This window comes from Microbulbifer weihaiensis, assembly GCF_048323715.1.
Lineage (GTDB): Bacteria > Pseudomonadota > Gammaproteobacteria > Pseudomonadales > Cellvibrionaceae > Microbulbifer.
Genome location: NZ_JBLWFL010000001.1, coordinates 813,840 through 834,225 on the forward strand (window position 1 = coordinate 813,840; position 20,386 = coordinate 834,225).

Below are 20,386 nucleotides of genomic sequence, written 5' to 3' on the forward strand. Positions count from 1 at the left end.
GCGGCCATTTAAAAAGCTCTGCCTGATGGCAGAGCTTTTTCGTTGAAGAAACACTGATAAAAACACTGAGATTTTGGAGGTTCCCTTGAACCGCGTACCAATGACCGTTGAGGGCGCAGAGACGCTGCGCGCAGAACTGGAAGACCTGAAAAAAGTACAGCGCCCGGCTGTTGTACAGGCAATCGCGGAAGCCCGCGAGCACGGTGACCTGAAGGAAAATGCCGAATACCACGCCGCCCGTGAAAAGCAGGGTTTTATCGAAGGCCGTATCCAGGAAATCGAAGCCAAGCTGTCGATGGCGCAGGTGATCGACGTCAAAGCGATTGAGCCAAGCGACAAAGTTATTTTCGGCACCACTGTGACCATCATTCACGTGGAGAAGGATACCGAGGTGACGTACAAGATTGTCGGCGACGACGAAGCCGATGTGAAAAAGCAGAAAATCTCTGTGAACTCGCCCATTGCCCGTGCATTGATCGGCAAAGAGGTTGGGGATATTGTGGTTGTAAACACCCCCTCAGGTTCTGTTGAATATGAAATTGATGCCGTTGAGCATATTTGATTTCGTGCGGAATTGAAGGGTAAAAGCCTTGTTATGAGGTATAAAAAAGGCGGCCATAGGCCGCCTTTTTTATGAAAAATAATTACTGTTGAATAATTGCCGTGTTGCCGTAACCCACCTGGTTGATGATGGCGGTTTCGGAGAAACCGTTTTGAATGACGGTCGCCCTGTTCAGGCCACCCATCTGGTGAACGATGGCCTCGTGGCTGCCAACACCGAGTTGTATGACGTCTGCACGGTTGAACAGGCCATCCTGGATGATACTCGCGGAGTTGTACCAGGAAACCTGGGTTACGTAGGCTTCGTTGCCATAGCCGTTTTGCAGGATATCCGCTTCGTTGTAGAAACCCACCTGACTGGTGATGGCTTTGTTCATCACCCCGCCCTGAGTGATCGATGACATGTGTCCGGTGCCACTCTGAATAATCAGGGCGTGGTTGTCCGTACCGCTCTGCATCACATAGGCTTCAGAATCGTTACTGAAGAACTGGCCGATATAGGCATTGTGAACCGAGCCCGCCTGCTGAATCATGGCGACGTTACCGGCACCGCCAAACTGGTCGATATGGGCTTCGTTATTGAAGCCCTGCTGCTGGATGATTGCATGGCTGAAGTAGGTTCCGCTCTGGAAGGTACTGGCATTGTTGCCAGCTCCGGATTGCTCTATCCGCGCATGGTTGCTGGCCCCGCCGGTTTGCAAAGAATAGGCGTCATTCATATGGCCATCCTGAACCTGGTAGATACTGCTACCGGTTTCAGCGACCTGCTGGGCGTGCGCGTTATTGGCAACGCCGTGTTGCGATTGCCAGATCAGGTTTCCATAGGCGCCGGCATCATCCTGATCGGCTGATGCCGTATTGGCGATACCGCTTTGATAGGTAATGGCGGTGTTCTGGTCTGCGGAAGCCAAACCGCTTACAAGGCCAATCAACAGCGCGGCAGTGGGGGTAAGTGACTTCACGTTAACTCCCTTACATGTGATAACAAAGGAATTGAAAGAATCCTGCGTGCCATCCGGCAAAATCGTGTTTCACGCTGTGGCCACAGAGAAAAAGGCGGCCCGGTAGGCCGCCTTTTTCCATGGCGGATCGGCAGGCTTACTGCATGATCACGCCAACGTTTAAGACACCGGTTTGGGTGGCTACGGCAGTTTCAAAAGCGCCGGTTTGGGTGGTCAGGTGTCCGTTCAGCAGGCCCGCTTGCATGGTCGTGGAATTGTGACCGAGGCCCACTTGCAGGGTTGCCGCGCCGTTCAGGATGCCCCACTGGTTAGTGGTCTGATGGTTAAACTCACCAACCTGCACCACGCCGGCCAGGTTCACGATGCCGTTCTGCATGACCTTGGACGAGTTGAACGCGCCAGCCTGCTCGACACCCGCGATGTTCACCAGGCCTACTTGCATGATGTCGGAGTCCTGAGCGAAACCGCTTTGACCCGTGGCTGCGATATTGCCGATCCCGACTTGGGTAGTGTTTGCTTTAGAAGCAATACTCCCTACTTGAGCGGTCAACTGGTAGTTGCCCAAGCCCACCTGATAGACCGTTGCCGAGTTGAAGGCACCGGCCAGCTGGAGGATGTCAGATTTGTTGAAGAACAGTACTTGGGTGGTAGAGGCGGAGCTACCGAGCTGGGCTATTTGCACGGTGCTGGAATGGTTGCCGACACCGTACTGATAGCTGCTGCTGTTATTGAATGCGCCAAAGGACTGCAGCGCGTAGGCGTCGTTAAATGCGCCATCTTGCTTTTGATAGATGGTACTCAACAGCTGCACGCTCTGCGTGGCGTCAGCGTGGTTCAATAATCCGTCTTGATCCTGAATAATGGTATTGAAAAAGGTGGCTGGGCCAGCCTGATTCGCGGTTGCTTGGTTGAGAAAGCCGTTCTGTGTTTGCATAGCTGTATTGCCAGCGGCAAACGCAGTACCGCTAACAGCGAGAAGGACGGCAGCGGCGATTGGGGAAAACGTCTTCATGAGTTGCTCCTTTACTTCGGACGTTAATACAACCAGTCCCGAGGGTACTGATTAACAATGGCTCTGGAGGCAGTGCCATATTCCATGCGGGTGAAGTCATGCGGACAGTCATCGATATCAATGTTGGGAGAGACTTCATACCCAAATCACTGAACACTGTTTCTACAGCCGGCGGGGATAAGCCCCTTCGGCTGCAAGGTGATCATTTTGTTTGAAAAGTGATCATCTTGTTATTGAGTGTTGTCGCTGGGGAGGGGTGTCGCTATAGGAGGGAAGTAATGAAACCCTAGGAAAAAAGTACAGTTTTTGATCGCTTGTGGTGCTCGTTTCGCCTGCCTCTCATTGCTTACGCGCCAATGGCACGAATCATGTTCTAGAGAGCAAGGATGCTGCGAAATCCAGTATTGGCCGTGGAATATTGTGCCGCGGCAAGGAGCCGTCGCAATCAACGCACCGTTTAGTGCGAAAGAGAGACAGAGTTACCGGCCCCTGATTGGCTGATTACTGCAGAAGAAGACGCGCCTGTTTGTACAAGCGTCGTTGAGTTGCGTTCACCGGATTGCAGAACAATGGCCTGGTGGCTGCCGCCCATCCCGTATGCACCATGCTGGCGAATGTCGATGGAATTTAAATATCCATCCTGACTCGTGCTCGCACCGTTATATGCATCTTCCTGAATAACCAGAGTCTGGTTGGCAAACCCACTTTGCAGGATATTGACCTCATTGGTGTAACCCTGCTGCTGACTCAATGATTGATTAAGCGTGCCGTACTGATCCGTTGCGCTGAAGTTGCCAGAACCGGATTGTCCGGCAGATGCCGTATTTTCCGAACCGCGTTGCTCGATGTATGCCTTGCCGAAATTACTGTTCGCCTGCGCCACCAGGGCGCTGTTCAGGGCACCGCGTTGAAACGTCTGAGCGCGGTTCCCCACCCCGAGTTCCTGCCCGACATAAGCCATATTGTGATAGCCGCCCTGCTGCGTGGTCACCGCGCTGTCCAGCGCCGCTGTTTGTGTCGTATACGTTTCATTGGCCGTGCCGACCTGATACACCGAGATACTATTGCTCGCGCCATACTCCTGTTCTGCGCCCGCTGTATTCAGCTCGCCGATCTGGGTTTGGGATATCTGGCTGTTTAGTTCGGCGGTCTGGCTGGCGAGCGACTCGTTCAGAGTGCCTTCCTGACGTAGCGATACCGTCTTCTCTTTCGAGGCATCCCGCTCCTGCTCGATGGCATTTAACACGCCGGGATCTGTTTGCTCATGCCCGGCGGCTGACTGGTCTGCGCACACGGGGGCAGCAATGAGCGCAGTGAGGGTGGCGGCAAATAACCGCCCGGCATACACGCGGAAAGTTGGATTCATAGTGGCTAAGCGGCTTGTCGCCGCGGTTTCATCGGGTTAGTCATATTGGTTGACGATGGTGGTGATAGAGGCACCAGTCTGTTTGACTTCCGTATGCAGCCCGCTACCACTCTGATAAATGCTCACTTCATGATACGCGCCGATCTGGCTGACTTTGGCCGAGTTCTGCACGCCGAATTGGGAAATTCCCGCCCTATTTCCGTAACCGATCTGTTCCAGCAATATCTGGTTTTCATAGCCGATCTGGATTAATGCGGCGATATTGATATCGCCTTTCTGGTGGGAAAGGGCAGAGTTCTCGCCACCGGACTGGGTTAACGACAGCAGGTTCTGTTGGCCTTGCTGGGTGATCGACAGGTAATTGACCTGTCCGTATTGCCTAGCGGCAACGTGGTTGAAGTTGCCTTCCTGCTGAATGACGGCGATATTCGCTGCGGAATAGCCACCACCGGAATCCAGTTCACTGGCGGAAGTTAACTCAGAATCGACCTTCAATTCCTGAGCCGTAGCGCCTAAGCACAGAACAATGCTCAATGCATGAAGTGCGGTGATGCGGCGTTTTATATTTTCTTGAGAGGATCTGGGCATATCCGGTATTACATAAATGTTGTGGTTTCGTTCAGGTAATACTGCAGAACAGGGCTGTTGATGTCGTCTGGGTTCTGTAGTGCCCAGGAGTTGTTAATGATGCCATCGGCAATCAGGTGGATGACGGCGGATTCCATAGCCGAGAGCGTTGCCAGTTGTGCCGGTTCATTGGTAGTGGTGCCCATTTCAATTTCCAGCAGGCGCTTGAATTTCACATATCGGAAAACGTCCGCGCTGATGGCCTTGGAGTAAACGGTCTTGGATGTGAGTACCGAGTGCAACACCCGCCCGGAACGAATGTCCACGGCGCGCAGGTTTACCGTGACCTGATCCACGCGATACTGCTCGTCGGCGCCGATACCAAAGTACCGGGCACCGGCGCCACCGGTGCGGATATTGGTATCGTAAGCAACAATGCCGCCTTCAATCAGTACGTTGGCGGCCACCAGTGAAGGCAGCATCGGATTGTTTTCAGGTGCTTCGGGCTTGGCCAGGGCGGCGCGAATAATCTTTCTTTCGGTAAGGAGGTTTTGTAAACCCTCGCGCTCAAGCGGGATGAACCAGCCAGATTCGTTCATTACATCCATCAGCATGGATGCCGCACCCTGGGTAACTGCAGTGGAGAAGCTGCTCGCGGGCGCCGGTTTGTATTGGCCGGTTTGGTCGCGAAAGCTGTAAACCGCAGCGAGAATCTTGCCTTTGGGTTGAGGAAGATTCAGGAGATCCCGGTAGGTATCATTTCTTGGGGTTAGTTGGGCGTCGCTTCTCCCCTGGCCGAAAATGGCGTCGCCCGTATTTTTGACCACCGCACAGCCGCTCAAGGTGGTTGCGAGCGACAAAGCGATAGCCGCGATCCTATGACCTGTAATACGCATCACGCTTGTCTCCAATATTATTCGCGATTATTCAGGATTCTTAGCTCAGTCCGGATGCATCTTGTTGGACTGGATAACTATTCTATTCAGCGGGATTAGTTCGTTGGATTTAACCCGCTCACGATAATTTCACTTTTGTCACCAGTGGCCCGATCGGTAATCAGTACCGTCAGGACGCCATCGTTATCGACAATCTGCACGATAAAATCGTCGGTAACCAGTTCCCCGCTATTGCCATTGCCAACATCGGTAAGCAGCTGGTTAAGCAGGCGGGTTTCCAGAGAATCGGTAAACCGATCCAGCGCGCTTGGCTGCTCATACAGGTCTTCCGGTCGATCGGGATCCTTGTGGTCATCCTGGGACTGGGCGTTGGAAATGAGGAAATTTCCATTCAGGGGGTTGCCGCCGAAATTGGGATTGACCGGCTCATAGATCAGCTGGCTGGCCGCGACATGGGTAGCTGTCAGGCTCAATACCAATGCAGGTAAGCAAACAAAAGCGGTAGGTATTTTTAGGTTCATTAGAGTTCGTCCTTGCCTAAGTCAAAGTGGTCAGTCAATGCCTGGCGGAGTCTTTCCTGTAGCACCATTTCGTGAATCATCCTTGAGGCATCTTCCGCCAGTGCCCGAATGTTATTGGTGCTTGGACTAATAAAACGTCGAAAAACTGTTTTGTTGTTGTAGGTGATCCAGATCAGGTTGCCCCACCTGGCAGAGGGACGCTCTTCGATGGTGAGATTGTATGTGCTATCTGGAAAGTTAAGGTTGCGGTATTCGCTCATAAAGCGAGCGAAGTCATGACCCGTCCGGGTAATGGTCTGGTCAATATTGAAGCCGCTGATTTCATCCTCAATCTGTCCGCTGTCTTCCTGGGCCGGAGTATCTGCGTTATTTTCCAGGGTCATATCGTCATCCGCCGCCTGGGCCAGGCAGAGATTGGAAATGACAACCAGCGTCAACAGCCAGAATCTCATATGCGTTCAGCCTGCAAATGCAGCTTGGCCCAGTTGCTCGCTTGCAACCGGTTTTTTACCCCGATCTTCCGGAAGATGTTGTACATGTGGTTCTTCACGGTGTGTTCGCTCAGGTGGAGGCGTGACGCAATAATGCTGTTTGGGTCGCCGGTGGTGAGCTGTGTCAGTATTTCCTGCTCTCGCTTGGTCAGGAGTAGTCGTCCCTTGCCGTTGGCTTCGCTATTGTTCTTTGTGTTCTGCAAAGTGAACTCGAGCTTGCCGAGTAAATCCTTCTGGCTGCTTCTGTTGTCGCAGAGGAACAGGAACTTCCTTTCCTCCAGGGGGCGACTCAAATTGCTGGGTAAGTCCGTCGAAAAGTTGATCAGAACCACCCTGGGGTGGATCATGTTTTTGATATAGATGAATTCAGCGCTTGGAGCTGACTTGGATGTCAGTGACAGGCAGTCAACGACGACAGCTTCGTAGTAGTTAAGGCAGTGTTTCTGCTTTCCAAATTCTGCCCTTTCCCATTCCATGGGAATGGATTCAGAAATCAGTGAAAACAGTAAGTCCCCGTGAAGTCCCGAATCGCTTAGAAAGAGAATCGGCATAGATTACCCCATATTTTACCCAATTGGCTCTCAAGCAGATTTTTCGATATCCGGGGCTGGCCATAATTTTTATCCCGGATTTTCAATGTCCGGGAATGCTGCCAGGTGACCATTGCTTTTTTTGATATTTATGCCTGTCGCACAGCCGGATTAAGTGGAAAATCTCATTACTTGAGAAATTTGTATGGAGTGTAGTAGTGATCTGAGAGGCTGCTGCTAATTAAGGTGACAGCCATTCATGATTTTTTGGTCTTAAAATAGGATTTTTTAATGCATAAAAACTCGCTAAAAACCGTTTTTAGAATTTCGAGGAATATTTTCCGTTTCGGTTTTGATCTGGCGTTCAGGTACACTTGTCGTCACATGGCATTACGCCCGAAAAGTGGTTTAACGCGGCGGACGTGCTCTATCCGGAATGGGAAAGCACAGTAAAGGTGAACTTTTTGCGTTGTCACTTGAGAGTCAACGGGGCGCTAATCGGGTTGTTGCTACTGGTTATCTCTGGATGTGGCGAGCAGCCGCCTGCCGCGTTGGGCACCCTCGAATGGGATCGAATTGCGCTGCCGGCGCCGGTGGCGGAAAAAATCATCGAAATTCGCGTTGCAGAAGGTCAGCGAGTGGCCGCTGGCGCGGTTTTGCTGGTGCTGGATCCACGGCAAACCCAGGCGCAGTTGCAGGCGGCGGAAGCGGAAGTCGCCCGGCAGCAGGCAGTACTATCGGAGCTGCAGGCGGGGCCGCGGACCGAAGAAGTAAAGCGCGCCAAAGCAAATCTGGATGCAGCCGAGGCGGAAGCCGTTGATCGCCAGGCGGATTACCGTCGCCTCAAGAATCTGTCGGGGAAAGATTTTGTCTCCAAGTCCGATGTGGACGGTGCGAAGGCGGCCGCTGAAAGCGCCCAGGCGCAGGTACGTGCGGCACGGGAGCAGTTGCTGGAACTGCAGCGCGGATTCCGGGTTGAGGAGATCGAGCAGGGGCAGGCTGCGTTGCAGCAGGCTTTGGCGCTGGCTGAAGCGCAGCGGGTAGTTCTTGGAAAACTCGTGATCCGCGCGCCAAGAGCCGGTCTGGTCGACAGTATCCCCTTCAAGTTGGGCGATGAGGCGCCAATAGGGGCTTCACTCGCGGTTATGCTCACAGGAGGTTCGCCCTATGCCCGGGTCTATGTTCCGCAGCCCATGCGTGCGGGGGTCAAGCGTGGCCAGCGGGCGGTGGTGTATCTGGTTGGCAGCGATAAAGGTTACCCCGGCAGTGTACGAATGGTAAGGGATGACCCGAGCTTTACCCCGTATTACGCACTGACCGGTGATGACGTTGCACGCCTCAGTTATATCGCAGAAATCCAGTTGCAAAAGGATGCAGCAGATCTTCCCGCCGGGTTGCCGTTACGGGCCGAATTTTTGCCGGGTATCTCGCAGGGCCCCGAGCCTGCAGCGGCGGATGACATATTACCTGCTCTGGAAGGCCGTGGCGGGGATCTGGAAAATCCCGCGCAAGCAACGCCACAGATCCATGGCGAAACTGAAACGGATAGCGCGCGAGAACACCTGCCCGGTGAGCCGGACGCGGACGGCAGTGTGCCAGGGGATTTTTCCAAATGACCGCGACGGATAGCGGTAACAGGAGCGATTTCGCAATCCGCGCGCGGGGGCTGAGCAAAACATTCGGCCGCCTGAAAGCGGTTGACGATGTCGATCTCACGGTGGCGCATCGCCAGATCTACGGATTCCTCGGACCCAATGGTTCCGGTAAGTCCACCAGCATTCGCATGCTGTGTGGCTTGTTGACGCCAACCGCAGGGAAAATTGAAGTGCTGGGTTTTTCCATTCCCGCAGATGCCGACGCACTGCGGCAGCATATCGGCTACATGACGCAGCAATTTTCCCTGTTTACCGATCTCACTGTGCGGGAAAACCTGGAGTTCCTCGCGGCGGTGCAGAATATGTCGCGTCGGGCGGCGCGTCAGCGCATCGATGAGCTGATTGAGGAGTACCATTTTTCCGATCGGGCTGACCAGCTGGCCGGTACCATGAGCGGCGGTCAGAAGCAGCGACTGGCACTGGCTGGCGCAGTTATCCACAAGCCGGAGCTGTTGTTTCTCGATGAGCCCACCAGCGCGGTGGATCCGGAATCGCGCCGCGACTTCTGGGAAAAGCTGTTCGAACTCACTGACGGCGGTACCACCATTCTCGTATCTACCCACTATATGGATGAAGCAGAGCGCTGCCACAAGCTGGCGATTCTCGATCGCGGGCGCTTGGTGGCCGATGGCAGCCCGGCGGAGCTGACTGGCGCGCTGCAAGGGCGGACACTGCTGGTGGAAACCGATCAGCAGCGCAGTGCCAAACGTGCGATTGTTTCGGTACCCGGTGTCATCAGTGCGGCGCAGATTGGTAACAGCCTGCGGGTGCTGGGCGAACCACAGCGGGATTGTAGTGATGACATCCGGAATGCCCTGGAGTCTGCCGGGATTGCAGGGCAGGTCAGCACCATCGAGCCCAGCCTTGAAGATGTATTTGTCGCGGTGACCCAGCAGCAGCCGGCGCAAAGTGATACGGAGGCTGAAGTGTGAACCTGCGGCGCCTGTTTGCGGTTCTGGTCAAGGAGTTCCGGCAGATGCGGCGGGATCGGATGACGCTGGCGATGATCATCGGCATCCCTATCATGCAGCTGATCCTGTTTGGCTACGCCATCAACCTGAACCTGCGTCACTTGCCTGCGGCCATTGCGGACGAAGCTGGCACCAGTGCCTCGCGCCAGATGGTCATGGATATGCTCGCGACGGGAGTGATCGAACCGGTGGCAGACGCGCGTACTCCGGATGAGCTGATGGCATTGTTGCGCCGCGGCGAGATCAGCGTGGGCGTGGCGGTGCCGTTTGACTATGAACGCCGCCTGGCGACAGGTGATCCCGCGGTGCAGATCCTGGTGGATGGCAGTGATACCGTGGTACAGAGCGCTGCCGCGCAGCTGGCGCAGATGCCGATCAGACTGCCGCCGCCGGAGAACAATATCCGGCTGCCAGATCGTCAGAAGTCGATTCCGCTACCGCAGGGCAGCGTCAGTATTGTCAGTTTTTACAACCCGCAGCGGGTATCTGCGATCAATATCGTGCCCGGCCTGATTGGCATCATCCTCACCATGACCATGGTGATGTTTACCGCCGTCGCCATTGTTCGCGAGCGCGAGCGGGGCAATATGGAGTTGCTGATCGCCACGCCTGTGAGCAGCGCAGAATTGATGATCGGCAAGGTGGTGCCCTATGGCCTGATCGGCCTGATCCAGACCAGCCTGATCCTGCTGCTGGGTACACTGTTGTTTCAGGTGCCAATCCGCGGCAGCCTGCTGGATGTGTATATTGCCGCTCTGCTGTTGATTCTGGCCAACCTGGCCATGGGGCTGCTCATTTCCACCCGCGCCCAGTCCCAGTTCCAGGCGATGCAGATGACTTTCTTTGTGTTTCTGCCCTCGATCCTGCTGTCCGGATTTATGTTTCCTTTTGATGGCATGCCGAGGGCCGCCCAGTGGCTGGCGGAAATTCTTCCCCTTACCCACTTCCTGCGTTTGATCCGGGGCGTTATGTTGCGCGGCGCGGGAATTTTTGAATTGTGGCCCGATCTATTGGCATTGGTTGCCTTTATTGCCTTGATGATGTCTTTTGCGATACTGCGTTTTACTAAGCGGCTCGATTGAGTAGTGCCATTCTCAACTGGGCGATTAGCATCCTTTTATTAACTATTTGTAAAACCGTACGATCGTACCCATATCATTAATATTCCTTCTTGCTAATGAAATTTTCAAATGCTCTTGATAGAGTGCGCCGCCATATCAGTTGAGTCTTGGCTCATCGCTAAAAATTAATTTATATCTGATCTTTTTCTTTGGGAGCCTGAAATCTCTTGGGCAGAGCTGTTTGTTTTTTATGTTGTTGGTGAACTTTTGAGGTAAGACATGGATGTAGTGGTTGGCTTCATATATCGAATTCTCGCTGATAAGCCAATTGGAGGCGAGGTGTAGTGGTTTACTTGAAAGAAATACAGGGGGTTAGGGCTGTTGCGGCACTGTTGGTTGCCGTGTATCACATTTGGTTTCAGAAGGTGTCGGGAGGGGTAGATGCCTTTTTTGTTATATCTGGTTTTTTTGTATTTCGTACTTTTTCCAAATATGAAGCAGTCAGTTGGGATATCATATTTTCCTACTATAGGAAAACGTTTTCCCGAATAGTTCCGAGTGCCAGTATTGTTATACTGTTCACTTGCCTTGGGTATTTGATGATCGGGATGGAGAGTAAGTGGTCTGATCAAGTCAGGTCCGCGATTGCCGCCATATTTTTTGTTGAAAATTGGTGGCTTGCTATGTCAAGTGTGGACTACCTGGCTCAAGGGGGAATTCCCAGTCCCTTTCAGCAGATGTGGGCGCTGTCTGTTCAGATGCAGATTTATATTTCTATGCCCGTTCTTCTTTTTATGATATCTGCAATTTCGGTTAAGTATAAATTGCGTCGCAGTAGTGTATTTGCGATTTTAGTTTTTCTCTTTTTGGTATCCTTTTTATATGCGCTAGTCGTTACATATCTGGATCAGCCTAGGGCCTATTTTGATACCGGGGCCCGTTTATGGGAGTTTTTGATTGGTGCGATGTTGGCTGCTCGTTTTTCCGAAATTAGGTTTTCAAGGTTTTTTGCGGCAGTATTGGGGTATTCCTGTCTTTTTATTTTTATGATATTTGCTGCCGTTATACCGGTAAGTGAATATTTTCCTGGCGTCGCGGCGTTGATTCCAGTGCTTGCCACTGTTGGGATTATATTGGCGTCGTCGAATTCAGCGGGCATTTGGCTTCTGAATAACGCAGTTATGCAAAAGGCAGGAAATCTTTCATTCACCTTCTATTTATGGCATTGGCCGTTGCTTACGGCTTACTGGCAGTTGTCTGGTAATGGCGACGTCGGAGTTGTGCCTGGATTGGCGATAATATTTTTGTCTGGAGTATTTGCCTACCTGACATACGCCTTTGTCGAAAAACCATTCCGAAAATCCTCATTGGCAAATGGGAAATTTTTGCCCGCCATGGCTGCGTGCTGTGCAGTTATGGTTCCCGCTTTCGTTATGGTTGGGGTTTGGGGCGGGCAATATGTTTCCGTTAAAGAGAGGGCCGAGGAAGATGTCCGGCTATTTTGGAGGGGAAAAAGTACTGCGGATCTCGTTCCTGCTTCTGTTATAGCAAAGTCGGACGTGCCGCAAGCGTACAGAAATGGCTGTAATCAACGCTGGGGTAATTCTGAACTCATTGAATGTGTCTTTGGGAATAAAAATGGAGAGAAATCGGTTGTACTTGTAGGTGGCTCTCACTCTTTACATTGGTTGCCGACCCTTCAGGAAATTGCAAAAATCGATCAGTCTATAAAAATCACGACCATGACCAAGGGGAATTGCCCATTAACTCTTTCCGGGGAGTCTCTGGGGCTCCCAGAAAACGATGTGTGCATCGAGTGGAGTAAAAAGGCTATCAGTCGGATTAATGAGCTAAGGCCTGAAGCTGTTTTCACATTATTGACTTCAAGCAGAGATGATGCAGGGCTGGAGGGTGATTATATTCCTGTTGGTTTTTACGAAGCCTGGAAAGGTATTCCAGATCTTCCGATTATTGCGGTGAGAGATACACCTCGGGCAGAGTTTGATTTTGTTCTCTGCGTGGATAGATTTGGACCAACCTCGGATCAGTGTTCGGTAGACAAGCGAAAAAAGCTGGATCCTGAAATTACTGCAATGATTCAGTCGAATCACATCGCTAAGCTGGGGCTGCCCAAGAATGTGCACCCGATTGATCTTACTGATCTGGTGTGTGAAGGTGAAAGTTGCAATGCGGTTGCCAATGGTGTGTTGAAGTTTAGGGATCGAACTCACCTCACGGCGACCTATGCTCGAGTCCTGGCTCCTGCCTTATATGAAAGAATAAAGAAATCCGGTGTATTATTGGAGAAAAGCTTACGGGCGCCTGTCTATTTAACCGAAAATCAACATGGCACGTTTTGAGGGAGTAAACTTTGATTCCAGAGCGTGCCTTCCTGCTGACTAGCGCAATATTGCGTAAAAGGTATCGGTATTAGGTTCAGTGGCGCATTCACGCTGGATTGCTTGAACTTTGGATGTCTAGCCTGAGGTTAGGTTGGATGTACTAGCACTTCGGACTGATGTCAGGTCTGTACACATAAAACGTTGCTGCTCGTCAGCAGGGAGGAAGATGTACCATGGCCGAAATTATCCACAGCATGCCGCCCTGGTTGTGGCTCGTGATTACACTCTTCGCGCTGTTTCTTGCGCGCAAGCCCGTCCATCAGGGCATCTATGCCCTCGCACGTTTTTTCCACCAGGCACTGCGCCTGGGGGCCAATGCCGTCGCTGCCGCCGAGGGGCGCCTGCAATTACGTAATCGCGAGGTGCTGCTCGCCGCTGGCCGCGAGGCGACTGAGCGCCACATCGAGCGGGAATTCGACCGTATCGAAAGTGCGATGAAAAAGGAGCTGGCCCAATACCCGGCCCTGCATCGCAGGTTATGCGAGCAACTTACCGCAATTGACGAAGACTATGTGCGCAGTGCCGAGGTACCGCCGGAGCCGACCAACTGGGCCAAGGCGATAAAGGCGGTGGCGGAGATTCCGGCCAAGCAGGATCCGGTCGTGGGGGATGTCCTCGAGACCATTCACGGTTCCATGCGCAAAGCCGAAGCCAAGGCTCTGGAGGCCTACCGGGAGTCCGCACGTGAACGCCATCAGCTGCTCAAGCGCATGATGCCGGCCTGGCGTGCGATCCTGAACAGCCTCGGTCGGGTCAATAAAACGGTTACTGCCATACAGCAGCGGGCCAAGGCCATTGACGGCCATATGGATCGCTACGAGGAGATCCTCCAGAGCAGTGATCGCGCTCAACGCATGCTCTCCTCGTCCTCCCTGAGCCAGTTCTTTATCTCGGCCTTCGTGCTCGCCATTGCCGTGGGGGGCGCCCTGATCAATTTCCATCTGATAGCGCGCCCGATGACGGAAATGGTGGGTGGAACCAGTTATATCGGTAACTTCAAGGTGGCCGACATTTCGGCGCTGGTGATCATCCTGGTGGAGATCACCATGGGCCTGTTTGTGATGGACTGCTTAAGGATCACTCGCCTGTTTCCGGTCATCAGCGCGCTTAACGACAAGTTGCGCACCCGCATGATGTGGGCCGCCTTTGTGTTGCTATTTTTCCTCGCCAGCGTGGAGGCCGGTCTCGCGTTCATGCGGGAAATCCTGATGCAGGAAGACCTGGCGGTAAGTGCCCAGTTGCGGGGAGAAACGGTTGCGACAGCCGCCGGCATTTACTGGATCACCACCGCTGCACAGATGGGCATGGGCTTTATCCTGCCGTTTGCACTGACGTTTGTGGCGATACCGCTGGAAAACTTCATCGCCTCGGCGCGTACCGTGATTGGTGTTTTGGCCGCGTTTTGCCTGCGCCTGCTGTCGGTTTTTCTGCGGCTTGCCGGCACCGGGATTCTGCGTATGGGCGCCATGCTGGTGCGGGTGTATGACATCGCGATTTTCCTGCCCCTTTGGCTGGAGGTGCGTTATCTGAATCGACGTGAGAAGGCGGCACCTTCCGCAGTATCCGAATTCCCGGGCGAAAAGGCCGGGGAGGCGCCGGTATGAAGATCCAGCGAAGTGTGCTCTTTACTCTGCTCACCCTCTGCTCGGCACTCGCAATGAGTGGCTGCGGAGAGCCCGTCGCGCGTAACCAGGGGGTGTATATGTTGATCGACACTTCCGGAACCTATACCGAGGAGCTCGGCAAGGCGCAGCAGGTCATTAACTACACGCTGGCCAGGATGAATCCCGGTGATAGCTTTGCGGTGGCCAGTATCAATACCGGCAGCTTCAGCGAGAAGAATATTCAGGCCAAAGTGACGTTCGACGATCGCCCCAGTGTGACCAACAAGCAGAAACAGGCTTTCCAGAACGCCATCGACAGCTTCGTGCAGAATGCAAAGCCGGCGGCCTATACGGACATTACCGGTGGCCTGCTGCAGGCGGTGGAATTCCTGAACGAAAAGCAGCCGGGTCGCAAGACGATCCTGATCTTTTCCGACTTAAAGGAGGAGCTCAAGGAAGGATACAATCGCGATATCCCACTGGGCCTTGAGGGATTTGATCTTGTCGCGTTAAATGTCACAAAACTGCGCACGGACAATCTTGATCCCAGCGAATATCTCAATCGCCTGCAGCAGTGGCAGGAAAAAGTGGAGCAGGGCGGTGGCAGCTGGCGGGTGGTCAACGATCTGGAACGGCTGGAAAAAATTCTGCACTGACAATAGTCGCCGGAGCTGAAAAGCCCATAAGTATTACCGGAGTAAAGTTTCATGAGCAGTGTCTGGCGCCGCCAGGATGGCAATCCCATGGTTATTGCACATGGGGACGAATCCGGCAATGGCCTGTACCCCGGCAATACCCTGCTGTATTTACAGAAAATGGTTGCGCTTGGGGTCGATGCGCTTGAAATGGACTTGAACCTCACCGCTGATGGTCGCCTGATTCTGATACACGACGCCACGTTGGATCGCAGCACGGATGGCCGAGGGGCGGTTATCGACAAGTCACTGGCGGAGTTGCGTGCGCTGAATGCGGCGTATCACTGGAGCTCCGATGGGGAGAGCTTCCCCTACCGCGAGAAGCCGCAGCGCCCGGTAACCATCGATGAGGTGTTTGCCGAGATTCCTCAAACGCCGATGATTATCGAACTCAAGAACCGCGAACTGCAGGCGGCCAGGGCGCTGAGTGAGGCCATTGATCGCGCCGGATGCGGTCATCGTGTCATTGTCTCCTCTTTCCACCACCGTGTGATCCAGGAGTTTCGCAGGCTCCAGCCGCAGGTGCATACCGGTGCGACCATGCGCGAAGCGCTGACATTTTTTCTGGCCCAGCTATTTGGTATGGCGCGGTGGTTAAAGCCCGCTTTCAAAGCGATGCAATTGCCGGCGCGATATTTTGGTCTGAAAGTATTTACGCCGCGCTTTGTTCGCGCTGCACGCTCGTGCGGTTTACATCTTTCCGTATGGACCGTCGATGAGGTGGAGTCAATGCGTCACTTCATGGCTCTGGGGCTCGATGGCATAGTCACCAACAGGCCCGATCGACTTATGGCGCTGATACGTGAAGGCCAATAAGCGGCACGGAAAAAATTTTAACTAAGGTCGGATTCATCCCGGTAGCAGATATTGTGAAAAAATTACTGGTGTTTACCTTCGCGGCGACTCTGTTGTTTGTCGGCTGGCGCTGGCTTGCGGCGCGGCCCGCTGCCGATACGGGCCTGCAGTTCCCCCAATACCCCGCGACGGGCTTCCAGCGCCCTCTGGTTATCGCACACGCCGATGACTCCGGACTGGGGCTCTATCCTGGCAATACCATGGAGTTCCTTCAGCAGATGGCGGCAATGAATGTCGATGTGCTGGAGATGGACGTGCATGAAACGATGGATGGCGCACTGGTGTTGATGCACGACGCCACGGTGGAGAGAACCACCGACGGCGAGGGCGCCATCAGCGCACTGACTTTGCCGGAATTACACAAGCTCAACGTGGCCTATAACTGGACGCGGGACGGTCAGACTTACCCTTACCGGGAGAAGCCGCAGCACATCGTGACGATCGATGAGGTGTTCCAGCAGTTTCCCAAATACCCGATGATCATCGAACTGAAAACGCCGGATCCGGAGGCTGCCCGATCCCTGTGCCGCAAATTGCAGGCATTCAATAAAAGTAATCAGGTGATCGTATCGTCATTTCACCAGGCGGCCATTGACCGCTTTCGGGAAGATTGCCCCCATGTGGCCACCGGTGCTGGCGCCGATGAAGTTCGTGTATTTGTACTGGCATCGAAGTTCGGGGCATTCCGCCTGCTCAGTCCGCGCTACCAGGCACTGCATATCCCCATAGAGCACGATGGTATTACCCTGGTGACGCCCGCCGCGGTAAATGATGCGCAGTCGCACGGGGTACGCGTGGATGTGTGGACGGTGAATGAGGAAGCGGAAATGCGGCGCCTGATTGAGATGGGGGTTGCAGGGATCATGACCGATCGCCCTGACGTCCTGCTAAGGCTTATTGCCGAACTGCAGGAGTTCGAGGATATGAACGAGTCCTGAAGTGAAATAGAGCCGACTATTCTGCCCCGGTTAGTGAGCAGGGCCACGTATCCTCATCACTGTGGGTGGCCCTGCCAGTACTTATTTGTTGTTTCTTTTCCTTTTTCCGGCGTTAGCGCCTGACCAGCTTCAGTCGGCGGCCGAAATGGGCCAGCCTGTCTGCGAGGCGGCTTGCCCGCTTCTCAGCACTGCTGGATGTTTTCCGGCTTCCGTCCTTGTCATCCTCGGTGATTCGGAACCATGCTGCGTACAGCGCGGGGAGGAACAACAGCGTCAGTGCGGTTGCGACAATCAGTCCGCCCATGATGGCTACCGCCATAGGGCCAAAGAAGTCGCTGCGGGAGAGGGGAATCATCGCCAGCACGGCGGTAAGTGCGGTGAGCACGATGGGGCGGAAGCGCCGCACCGTGGACTCGATGATCGCGTCCCAGGCGGAGAGCCCCTGTTGCCGATCCTGCTGAATCTGGTCAACCAGAATCACGGAGTTGCGCATGATCATACCGGCGAGCGCGATGGTGCCGAGCATGGCGACGAACCCGAACGGCTGGCGGAAAATCAGCAGGAACAGGGTGACGCCGATGATGCCGAGCGGTGCGGTGAGAAACACCATGCCGGTCAGGGAGAAGTTGCGCAGCTGAAGCATTAACAGTGTAAGCACGACCAGCAACAGCAGCGGCATGCCCGCATTGACCGAGGCCTGGCCGCGCGCGGATTCCTCCACGCTGCCGCCGACTTCCAGCAGGTATCCCGGCGGCAGGGTCGCGCGAATATCTGCCAGCTGTGGCCACAGTGCCTTGACCACGCTATCCGGTTGCTGCTTGCCGTAGATATCCGCGCGCACGGTGACGGTTGGCAATTGGTCGCGGTGCCAGATAACGCCTTCTTCAAAGCCGTATTCCAGTGTTGCCACCTGGTTGAGCGGGATGCTGTGGCCGTCAGTGGTCTGCACGGCGAGATTGCCCAATTGCTGCAGGGCGTAGCGCTCACGCTCGGCACCGCGAACCTCCACCCCGATCAGCTCATTGTCTTCCCGGTACTGTCCTACTGTGGTGCCAGACAGGGAGCCCTGCAGGGCGCGCGACAATTCCGCGCTGCTGATACCAAAGCTTCGCGCGCGCGCCTGATCTACCTGCAGGCGCACGACTTTATTGGGCTCCTCCCAGTCCAGGTGTACGTTGGCAACGGCCGGGTTTTCACGGACTTTACTGGCCACCGCGCGGGCGATATTACGCACTTCACTGATGTGCTCGCCGGATACCCGGAACTGCACCGGGTAGCCCACCGGGGGGCCGTTTTCCAGTCGCGAGATCCGTGTGCGAACGCTGGGAAACTGTTCGCGCAGGGTGGTAATCAGCCAGCCTCGCACCGCCTCGCGGGCTTCGATGGAAGGCGTGTTGATAACAAACTGGGCAAAACTTGCAGCGGGCAGCTGCTGATCAAGCGGCAGGTAGAAACGGGGCGAACCGGTGCCCACGTAAGCCACGTAATTTTCCACCTGCGGGTGTTCGGCCAGCAGCGCTTCCAGGCGCTTTGCCTGTTGCTCCGTGGCGCTCAGCGAGGCACCTTCATTCAGTTTCAGGTCTACCATCAGCTCCAGCCGCGCGGATGATGGAAAGAACTGCTGGGGCACAAAGCGGAACAGCATGATCGAGCTGACAAAAACCGCCAGCGTGGCCACCAAAACGGTCTTGCGATAGCGCAGGCACCATTCCAGCACTTTACGAAAACGGCGGTAGAAAGGTTTGTTATACGGGTCGTGTGTGGCTTTATTGTGTTCGCTGGCGGAAAAATCCGGCAGCAGCCGGGCGCCAAGAAAAGGTACAAAGATCACTGCCGCGACCCAGGAGGCCAGCAGTGAAAGCGTGACCACCTGGAATATCGAACGGGTGTATTCGCCGGTGCCGGATTCCGCGGTGGCAATGGGCAGGAAGCCGGCGGCGGTGATCAGGGTTCCGGTGAGCATCGGGAAAGCGGTACTTGTCCAGGCGAAACCGGCTGCTTTCAGTCGACTGAAGCCCTGCTCCATTTTGATCGCCATCATCTCCACGGCGATGATGGCATCGTCCACCATCAGTCCCAGCGCCAGTACCAGGGCACCGAGGGATATCTTGTGGAGGCCGATGTCGAAGTAGTGCATCAGGGCAAAGGTCATCGCCAGCACCAGGGGGATCGACAGGGCGACCACCAGTCCGGTACGGAAACCCAGCGAAAAGAAACTCACCAGCATGACAATGGCCAGGGCTTCCGCGAGCACCTTGAGAAATTCGCCCACACCACGCTTTACGGCGGCAGGCTGATCGGAAACCTTGCGCAGCGACAGGCCGAGGGGCAGATCCTGCTGCAGGCGCGCAAAGGCGGCATCGAGGTTTTCCCCCAGCTGTAGAATGTCGCCGCCTTTTTTCATTGATACGGCAATGCCAATGGCCTCTTCGCCCATAAAACGCATGCGCGGTTGCGGCGGATCGCTGAAGCCGCGATGGATTTCCGCGATATCTCCCAGGTGCAGGGTGCGTGCGCCGGCGTGAATGGGGAAATCCCGGATCTCGTTCACGGAGCGAAACTGCCCGCCGACGCGAATGCGTACCCGGTCACTGCTGGCTTCGACAAAGCCGGCGTCGGCGACGCGGTTCTGCGCCTGCAGGGCCTGCTGTACTTGAGCCAGGGGAATTCCCAGTGATGCAAGCTTGGTATTGGATATTTCGACCCAGATTTTTTCATCCTGCAGGCCGACCAGTTCGACCTTGCCGACATCGTCCACCCGCTGCAGCGCGAGCTGCAGGCGCTCGGCGTAATCCTTCATCAGTGCATAATCAAAGCCCGGGCCGCTGAGTGCATAAATATTGCCGAAGGTCGCACCGAATTCGTCATTGAAAAACGGGCCCTGGATATCCGGCGGCAGCGTGTGGCGAATGTCGCCGACTTTTTTCCGCACCTGGTACCAGAGATCGGGGATTTCGTCCGAGTGCAGGCTGTCTCGCGCCGCGAACATGACCTGGGACTGGCCCGGGCGGGAGAAGGAGGTGATGCGATCGTAATCACCGGTTTCCATCAGTTTCTTTTCGACCCGCTCGGTGATCTGGCGTGAGACCTCTTCGGCGGTGGCCCCGGGCCACACGGTATTGATCACCATGACCTTGAATGTGAAAGGCGGATCTTCGCTCTGGCCCAGTTGGGTATAGGAGACTGCGCCGATGACGCTCAGCAGGATCATGGCGTAGAGCACCAGCGGGCGGTTGCTCAGCGCCCACTCAGAAAGGTTGAATCGCATGTCGGTAGTTCCGGACTGAAATCAGGAGGAT

General features: G+C 54.6%; 18 protein-coding genes. 9 read left to right on the forward strand and 9 right to left on the reverse strand.

Features of this window, described 5'->3' with window-relative positions; all coding sequences use genetic code 11:
- Window positions 1-85 precede the first annotated feature (85 nt).
- Window positions 86-562, forward strand: coding sequence for a transcription elongation factor GreA (greA, locus tag ACNKU7_RS03415; protein WP_418295554.1), 477 nt, complete (start codon window positions 86-88; stop codon window positions 560-562).
- Window positions 563-644: 82 nt separating this feature from the next.
- On the opposite strand, the gene ACNKU7_RS03420 is transcribed toward greA, so the two are convergent.
- The 8 genes from ACNKU7_RS03420 to ACNKU7_RS03455 all read right to left on the reverse strand — a co-directional run bounded on the left by ACNKU7_RS03420 (window position 645) and on the right by ACNKU7_RS03455 (window position 6,927).
- Window positions 645-1,523: a hypothetical protein gene (locus ACNKU7_RS03420; protein WP_418295555.1), complete on the reverse strand. Its 879-nt coding sequence runs from the start codon at window positions 1,521-1,523 to the stop codon at window positions 645-647.
- A gap of 136 nt (window positions 1,524-1,659) precedes the next feature.
- Complete coding sequence (locus ACNKU7_RS03425) at window positions 1,660-2,535, reverse strand: hypothetical protein (RefSeq protein WP_418295556.1); 876 nt, start codon at window positions 2,533-2,535, stop codon at window positions 1,660-1,662.
- 457 nt (window positions 2,536-2,992) lie between these two features.
- Window positions 2,993-3,901 (reverse strand): hypothetical protein, encoded by a 909-nt coding sequence (locus tag ACNKU7_RS03430; protein ID WP_418295557.1) that lies wholly within the window; start codon window positions 3,899-3,901, stop codon window positions 2,993-2,995.
- Window positions 3,902-3,937: 36 nt separating this feature from the next.
- Window positions 3,938-4,396 carry a hypothetical protein gene (locus ACNKU7_RS03435; protein WP_418295558.1) on the reverse strand — a complete coding sequence of 153 codons (459 nt, stop codon included), beginning with the start codon at window positions 4,394-4,396 and terminating at the stop codon, window positions 3,938-3,940.
- Window positions 4,397-4,497: 101 nt separating this feature from the next.
- The gene (locus ACNKU7_RS03440) at window positions 4,498-5,364 is read right to left on the reverse strand and encodes a CsgG/HfaB family protein (protein WP_418295642.1); all 867 of its coding nucleotides are present in this window, start codon (window positions 5,362-5,364) and stop codon (window positions 4,498-4,500) included.
- 95 nt (window positions 5,365-5,459) lie between these two features.
- Window positions 5,460-5,885, reverse strand: a complete 426-nt coding sequence (locus ACNKU7_RS03445; protein ID WP_418295559.1) for a curli assembly protein CsgF — start codon at window positions 5,883-5,885, stop codon at window positions 5,460-5,462.
- Window positions 5,885-6,337 (reverse strand): CsgE family curli-type amyloid fiber assembly protein, encoded by a 453-nt coding sequence (locus tag ACNKU7_RS03450; RefSeq protein WP_418295560.1) that lies wholly within the window; start codon window positions 6,335-6,337, stop codon window positions 5,885-5,887. Before ACNKU7_RS03450 ends, ACNKU7_RS03445 begins: the two co-directional genes overlap by 1 nt.
- Entirely contained in the window at window positions 6,334-6,927 is a 594-nt protein-coding gene (locus ACNKU7_RS03455) for a response regulator transcription factor (protein ID WP_418295561.1), read from the reverse strand. Before ACNKU7_RS03455 ends, ACNKU7_RS03450 begins: the two co-directional genes overlap by 4 nt.
- A gap of 482 nt (window positions 6,928-7,409) precedes the next feature.
- Here ACNKU7_RS03455 and ACNKU7_RS03460 point away from each other — a divergent pair, with 482 nt between their 5' ends.
- From ACNKU7_RS03460 to ACNKU7_RS03495, 8 genes are all read left to right on the forward strand, one after another.
- Window positions 7,410-8,522 (forward strand): HlyD family secretion protein, encoded by a 1,113-nt coding sequence (locus tag ACNKU7_RS03460; RefSeq protein ID WP_418295562.1) that lies wholly within the window; start codon window positions 7,410-7,412, stop codon window positions 8,520-8,522.
- The gene (locus ACNKU7_RS03465) at window positions 8,519-9,493 is read left to right on the forward strand and encodes an ABC transporter ATP-binding protein (RefSeq protein WP_418295563.1); all 975 of its coding nucleotides are present in this window, start codon (window positions 8,519-8,521) and stop codon (window positions 9,491-9,493) included. Before ACNKU7_RS03460 ends, ACNKU7_RS03465 begins: the two co-directional genes overlap by 4 nt.
- The gene (locus tag ACNKU7_RS03470; RefSeq protein WP_418295564.1) at window positions 9,490-10,614 is read left to right on the forward strand and encodes an ABC transporter permease; all 1,125 of its coding nucleotides are present in this window, start codon (window positions 9,490-9,492) and stop codon (window positions 10,612-10,614) included. Before ACNKU7_RS03465 ends, ACNKU7_RS03470 begins: the two co-directional genes overlap by 4 nt.
- A gap of 332 nt (window positions 10,615-10,946) precedes the next feature.
- Window positions 10,947-12,953: an acyltransferase family protein gene (locus ACNKU7_RS03475; RefSeq protein ID WP_418295565.1), complete on the forward strand. Its 2,007-nt coding sequence runs from the start codon at window positions 10,947-10,949 to the stop codon at window positions 12,951-12,953.
- 215 nt (window positions 12,954-13,168) lie between these two features.
- Window positions 13,169-14,599, forward strand: coding sequence for a hypothetical protein (locus ACNKU7_RS03480; RefSeq protein ID WP_418295566.1), 1,431 nt, complete (start codon window positions 13,169-13,171; stop codon window positions 14,597-14,599).
- On the forward strand, window positions 14,596-15,255 hold the full coding sequence (locus ACNKU7_RS03485; RefSeq protein ID WP_418295567.1) for a VWA domain-containing protein: 660 nt from the start codon (window positions 14,596-14,598) through the stop codon (window positions 15,253-15,255). The genes ACNKU7_RS03480 and ACNKU7_RS03485 overlap by 4 nt, the downstream gene beginning before the upstream one ends.
- A gap of 51 nt (window positions 15,256-15,306) precedes the next feature.
- Entirely contained in the window at window positions 15,307-16,110 is an 804-nt protein-coding gene (locus ACNKU7_RS03490) for a glycerophosphodiester phosphodiesterase family protein (protein WP_418295568.1), read from the forward strand.
- Between the two features lie 53 nt (window positions 16,111-16,163).
- A complete protein-coding gene (locus ACNKU7_RS03495; protein ID WP_418295569.1) occupies window positions 16,164-17,087 on the forward strand; it encodes a glycerophosphodiester phosphodiesterase family protein in 924 nt (307 codons plus the stop codon).
- Window positions 17,088-17,199: 112 nt separating this feature from the next.
- Here ACNKU7_RS03495 and ACNKU7_RS03500 read toward each other — a convergent pair whose 3' ends face one another.
- Entirely contained in the window at window positions 17,200-20,355 is a 3,156-nt protein-coding gene (locus tag ACNKU7_RS03500) for an efflux RND transporter permease subunit (RefSeq protein WP_418295570.1), read from the reverse strand.
- Window positions 20,356-20,386: the final 31 nt, after the last annotated feature.

Bases quoted from the DNA above. Each gene is read 5' to 3' on its own strand.
- ACNKU7_RS03440 (WP_418295642.1), bottom strand. From the start codon at position 5,364: ATGCGTATTACAGGTCATAGGATCGCGGCTATCGCTTTGTCGCTCGCA.
- ACNKU7_RS03450 (WP_418295560.1), bottom strand. From the start codon at position 6,337: ATGAGATTCTGGCTGTTGACGCTGGTTGTCATTTCCAATCTCTGCCTG.
- ACNKU7_RS03430 (WP_418295557.1), bottom strand. From the start codon at position 3,901: ATGAATCCAACTTTCCGCGTGTATGCCGGGCGGTTATTTGCCGCCACC.
- ACNKU7_RS03455 (WP_418295561.1), bottom strand. From the start codon at position 6,927: ATGCCGATTCTCTTTCTAAGCGATTCGGGACTTCACGGGGACTTACTG.
- ACNKU7_RS03485 (WP_418295567.1), top strand. From the start codon at position 14,596: ATGAAGATCCAGCGAAGTGTGCTCTTTACTCTGCTCACCCTCTGCTCG.
- ACNKU7_RS03425 (WP_418295556.1), bottom strand. From the start codon at position 2,535: ATGAAGACGTTTTCCCCAATCGCCGCTGCCGTCCTTCTCGCTGTTAGC.
- ACNKU7_RS03480 (WP_418295566.1), top strand. From the start codon at position 13,169: ATGGCCGAAATTATCCACAGCATGCCGCCCTGGTTGTGGCTCGTGATT.
- ACNKU7_RS03500 (WP_418295570.1), bottom strand. From the start codon at position 20,355: ATGCGATTCAACCTTTCTGAGTGGGCGCTGAGCAACCGCCCGCTGGTG.
- ACNKU7_RS03445 (WP_418295559.1), bottom strand. From the start codon at position 5,885: ATGAACCTAAAAATACCTACCGCTTTTGTTTGCTTACCTGCATTGGTA.
- ACNKU7_RS03490 (WP_418295568.1), top strand. From the start codon at position 15,307: ATGAGCAGTGTCTGGCGCCGCCAGGATGGCAATCCCATGGTTATTGCA.
- ACNKU7_RS03465 (WP_418295563.1), top strand. From the start codon at position 8,519: ATGACCGCGACGGATAGCGGTAACAGGAGCGATTTCGCAATCCGCGCG.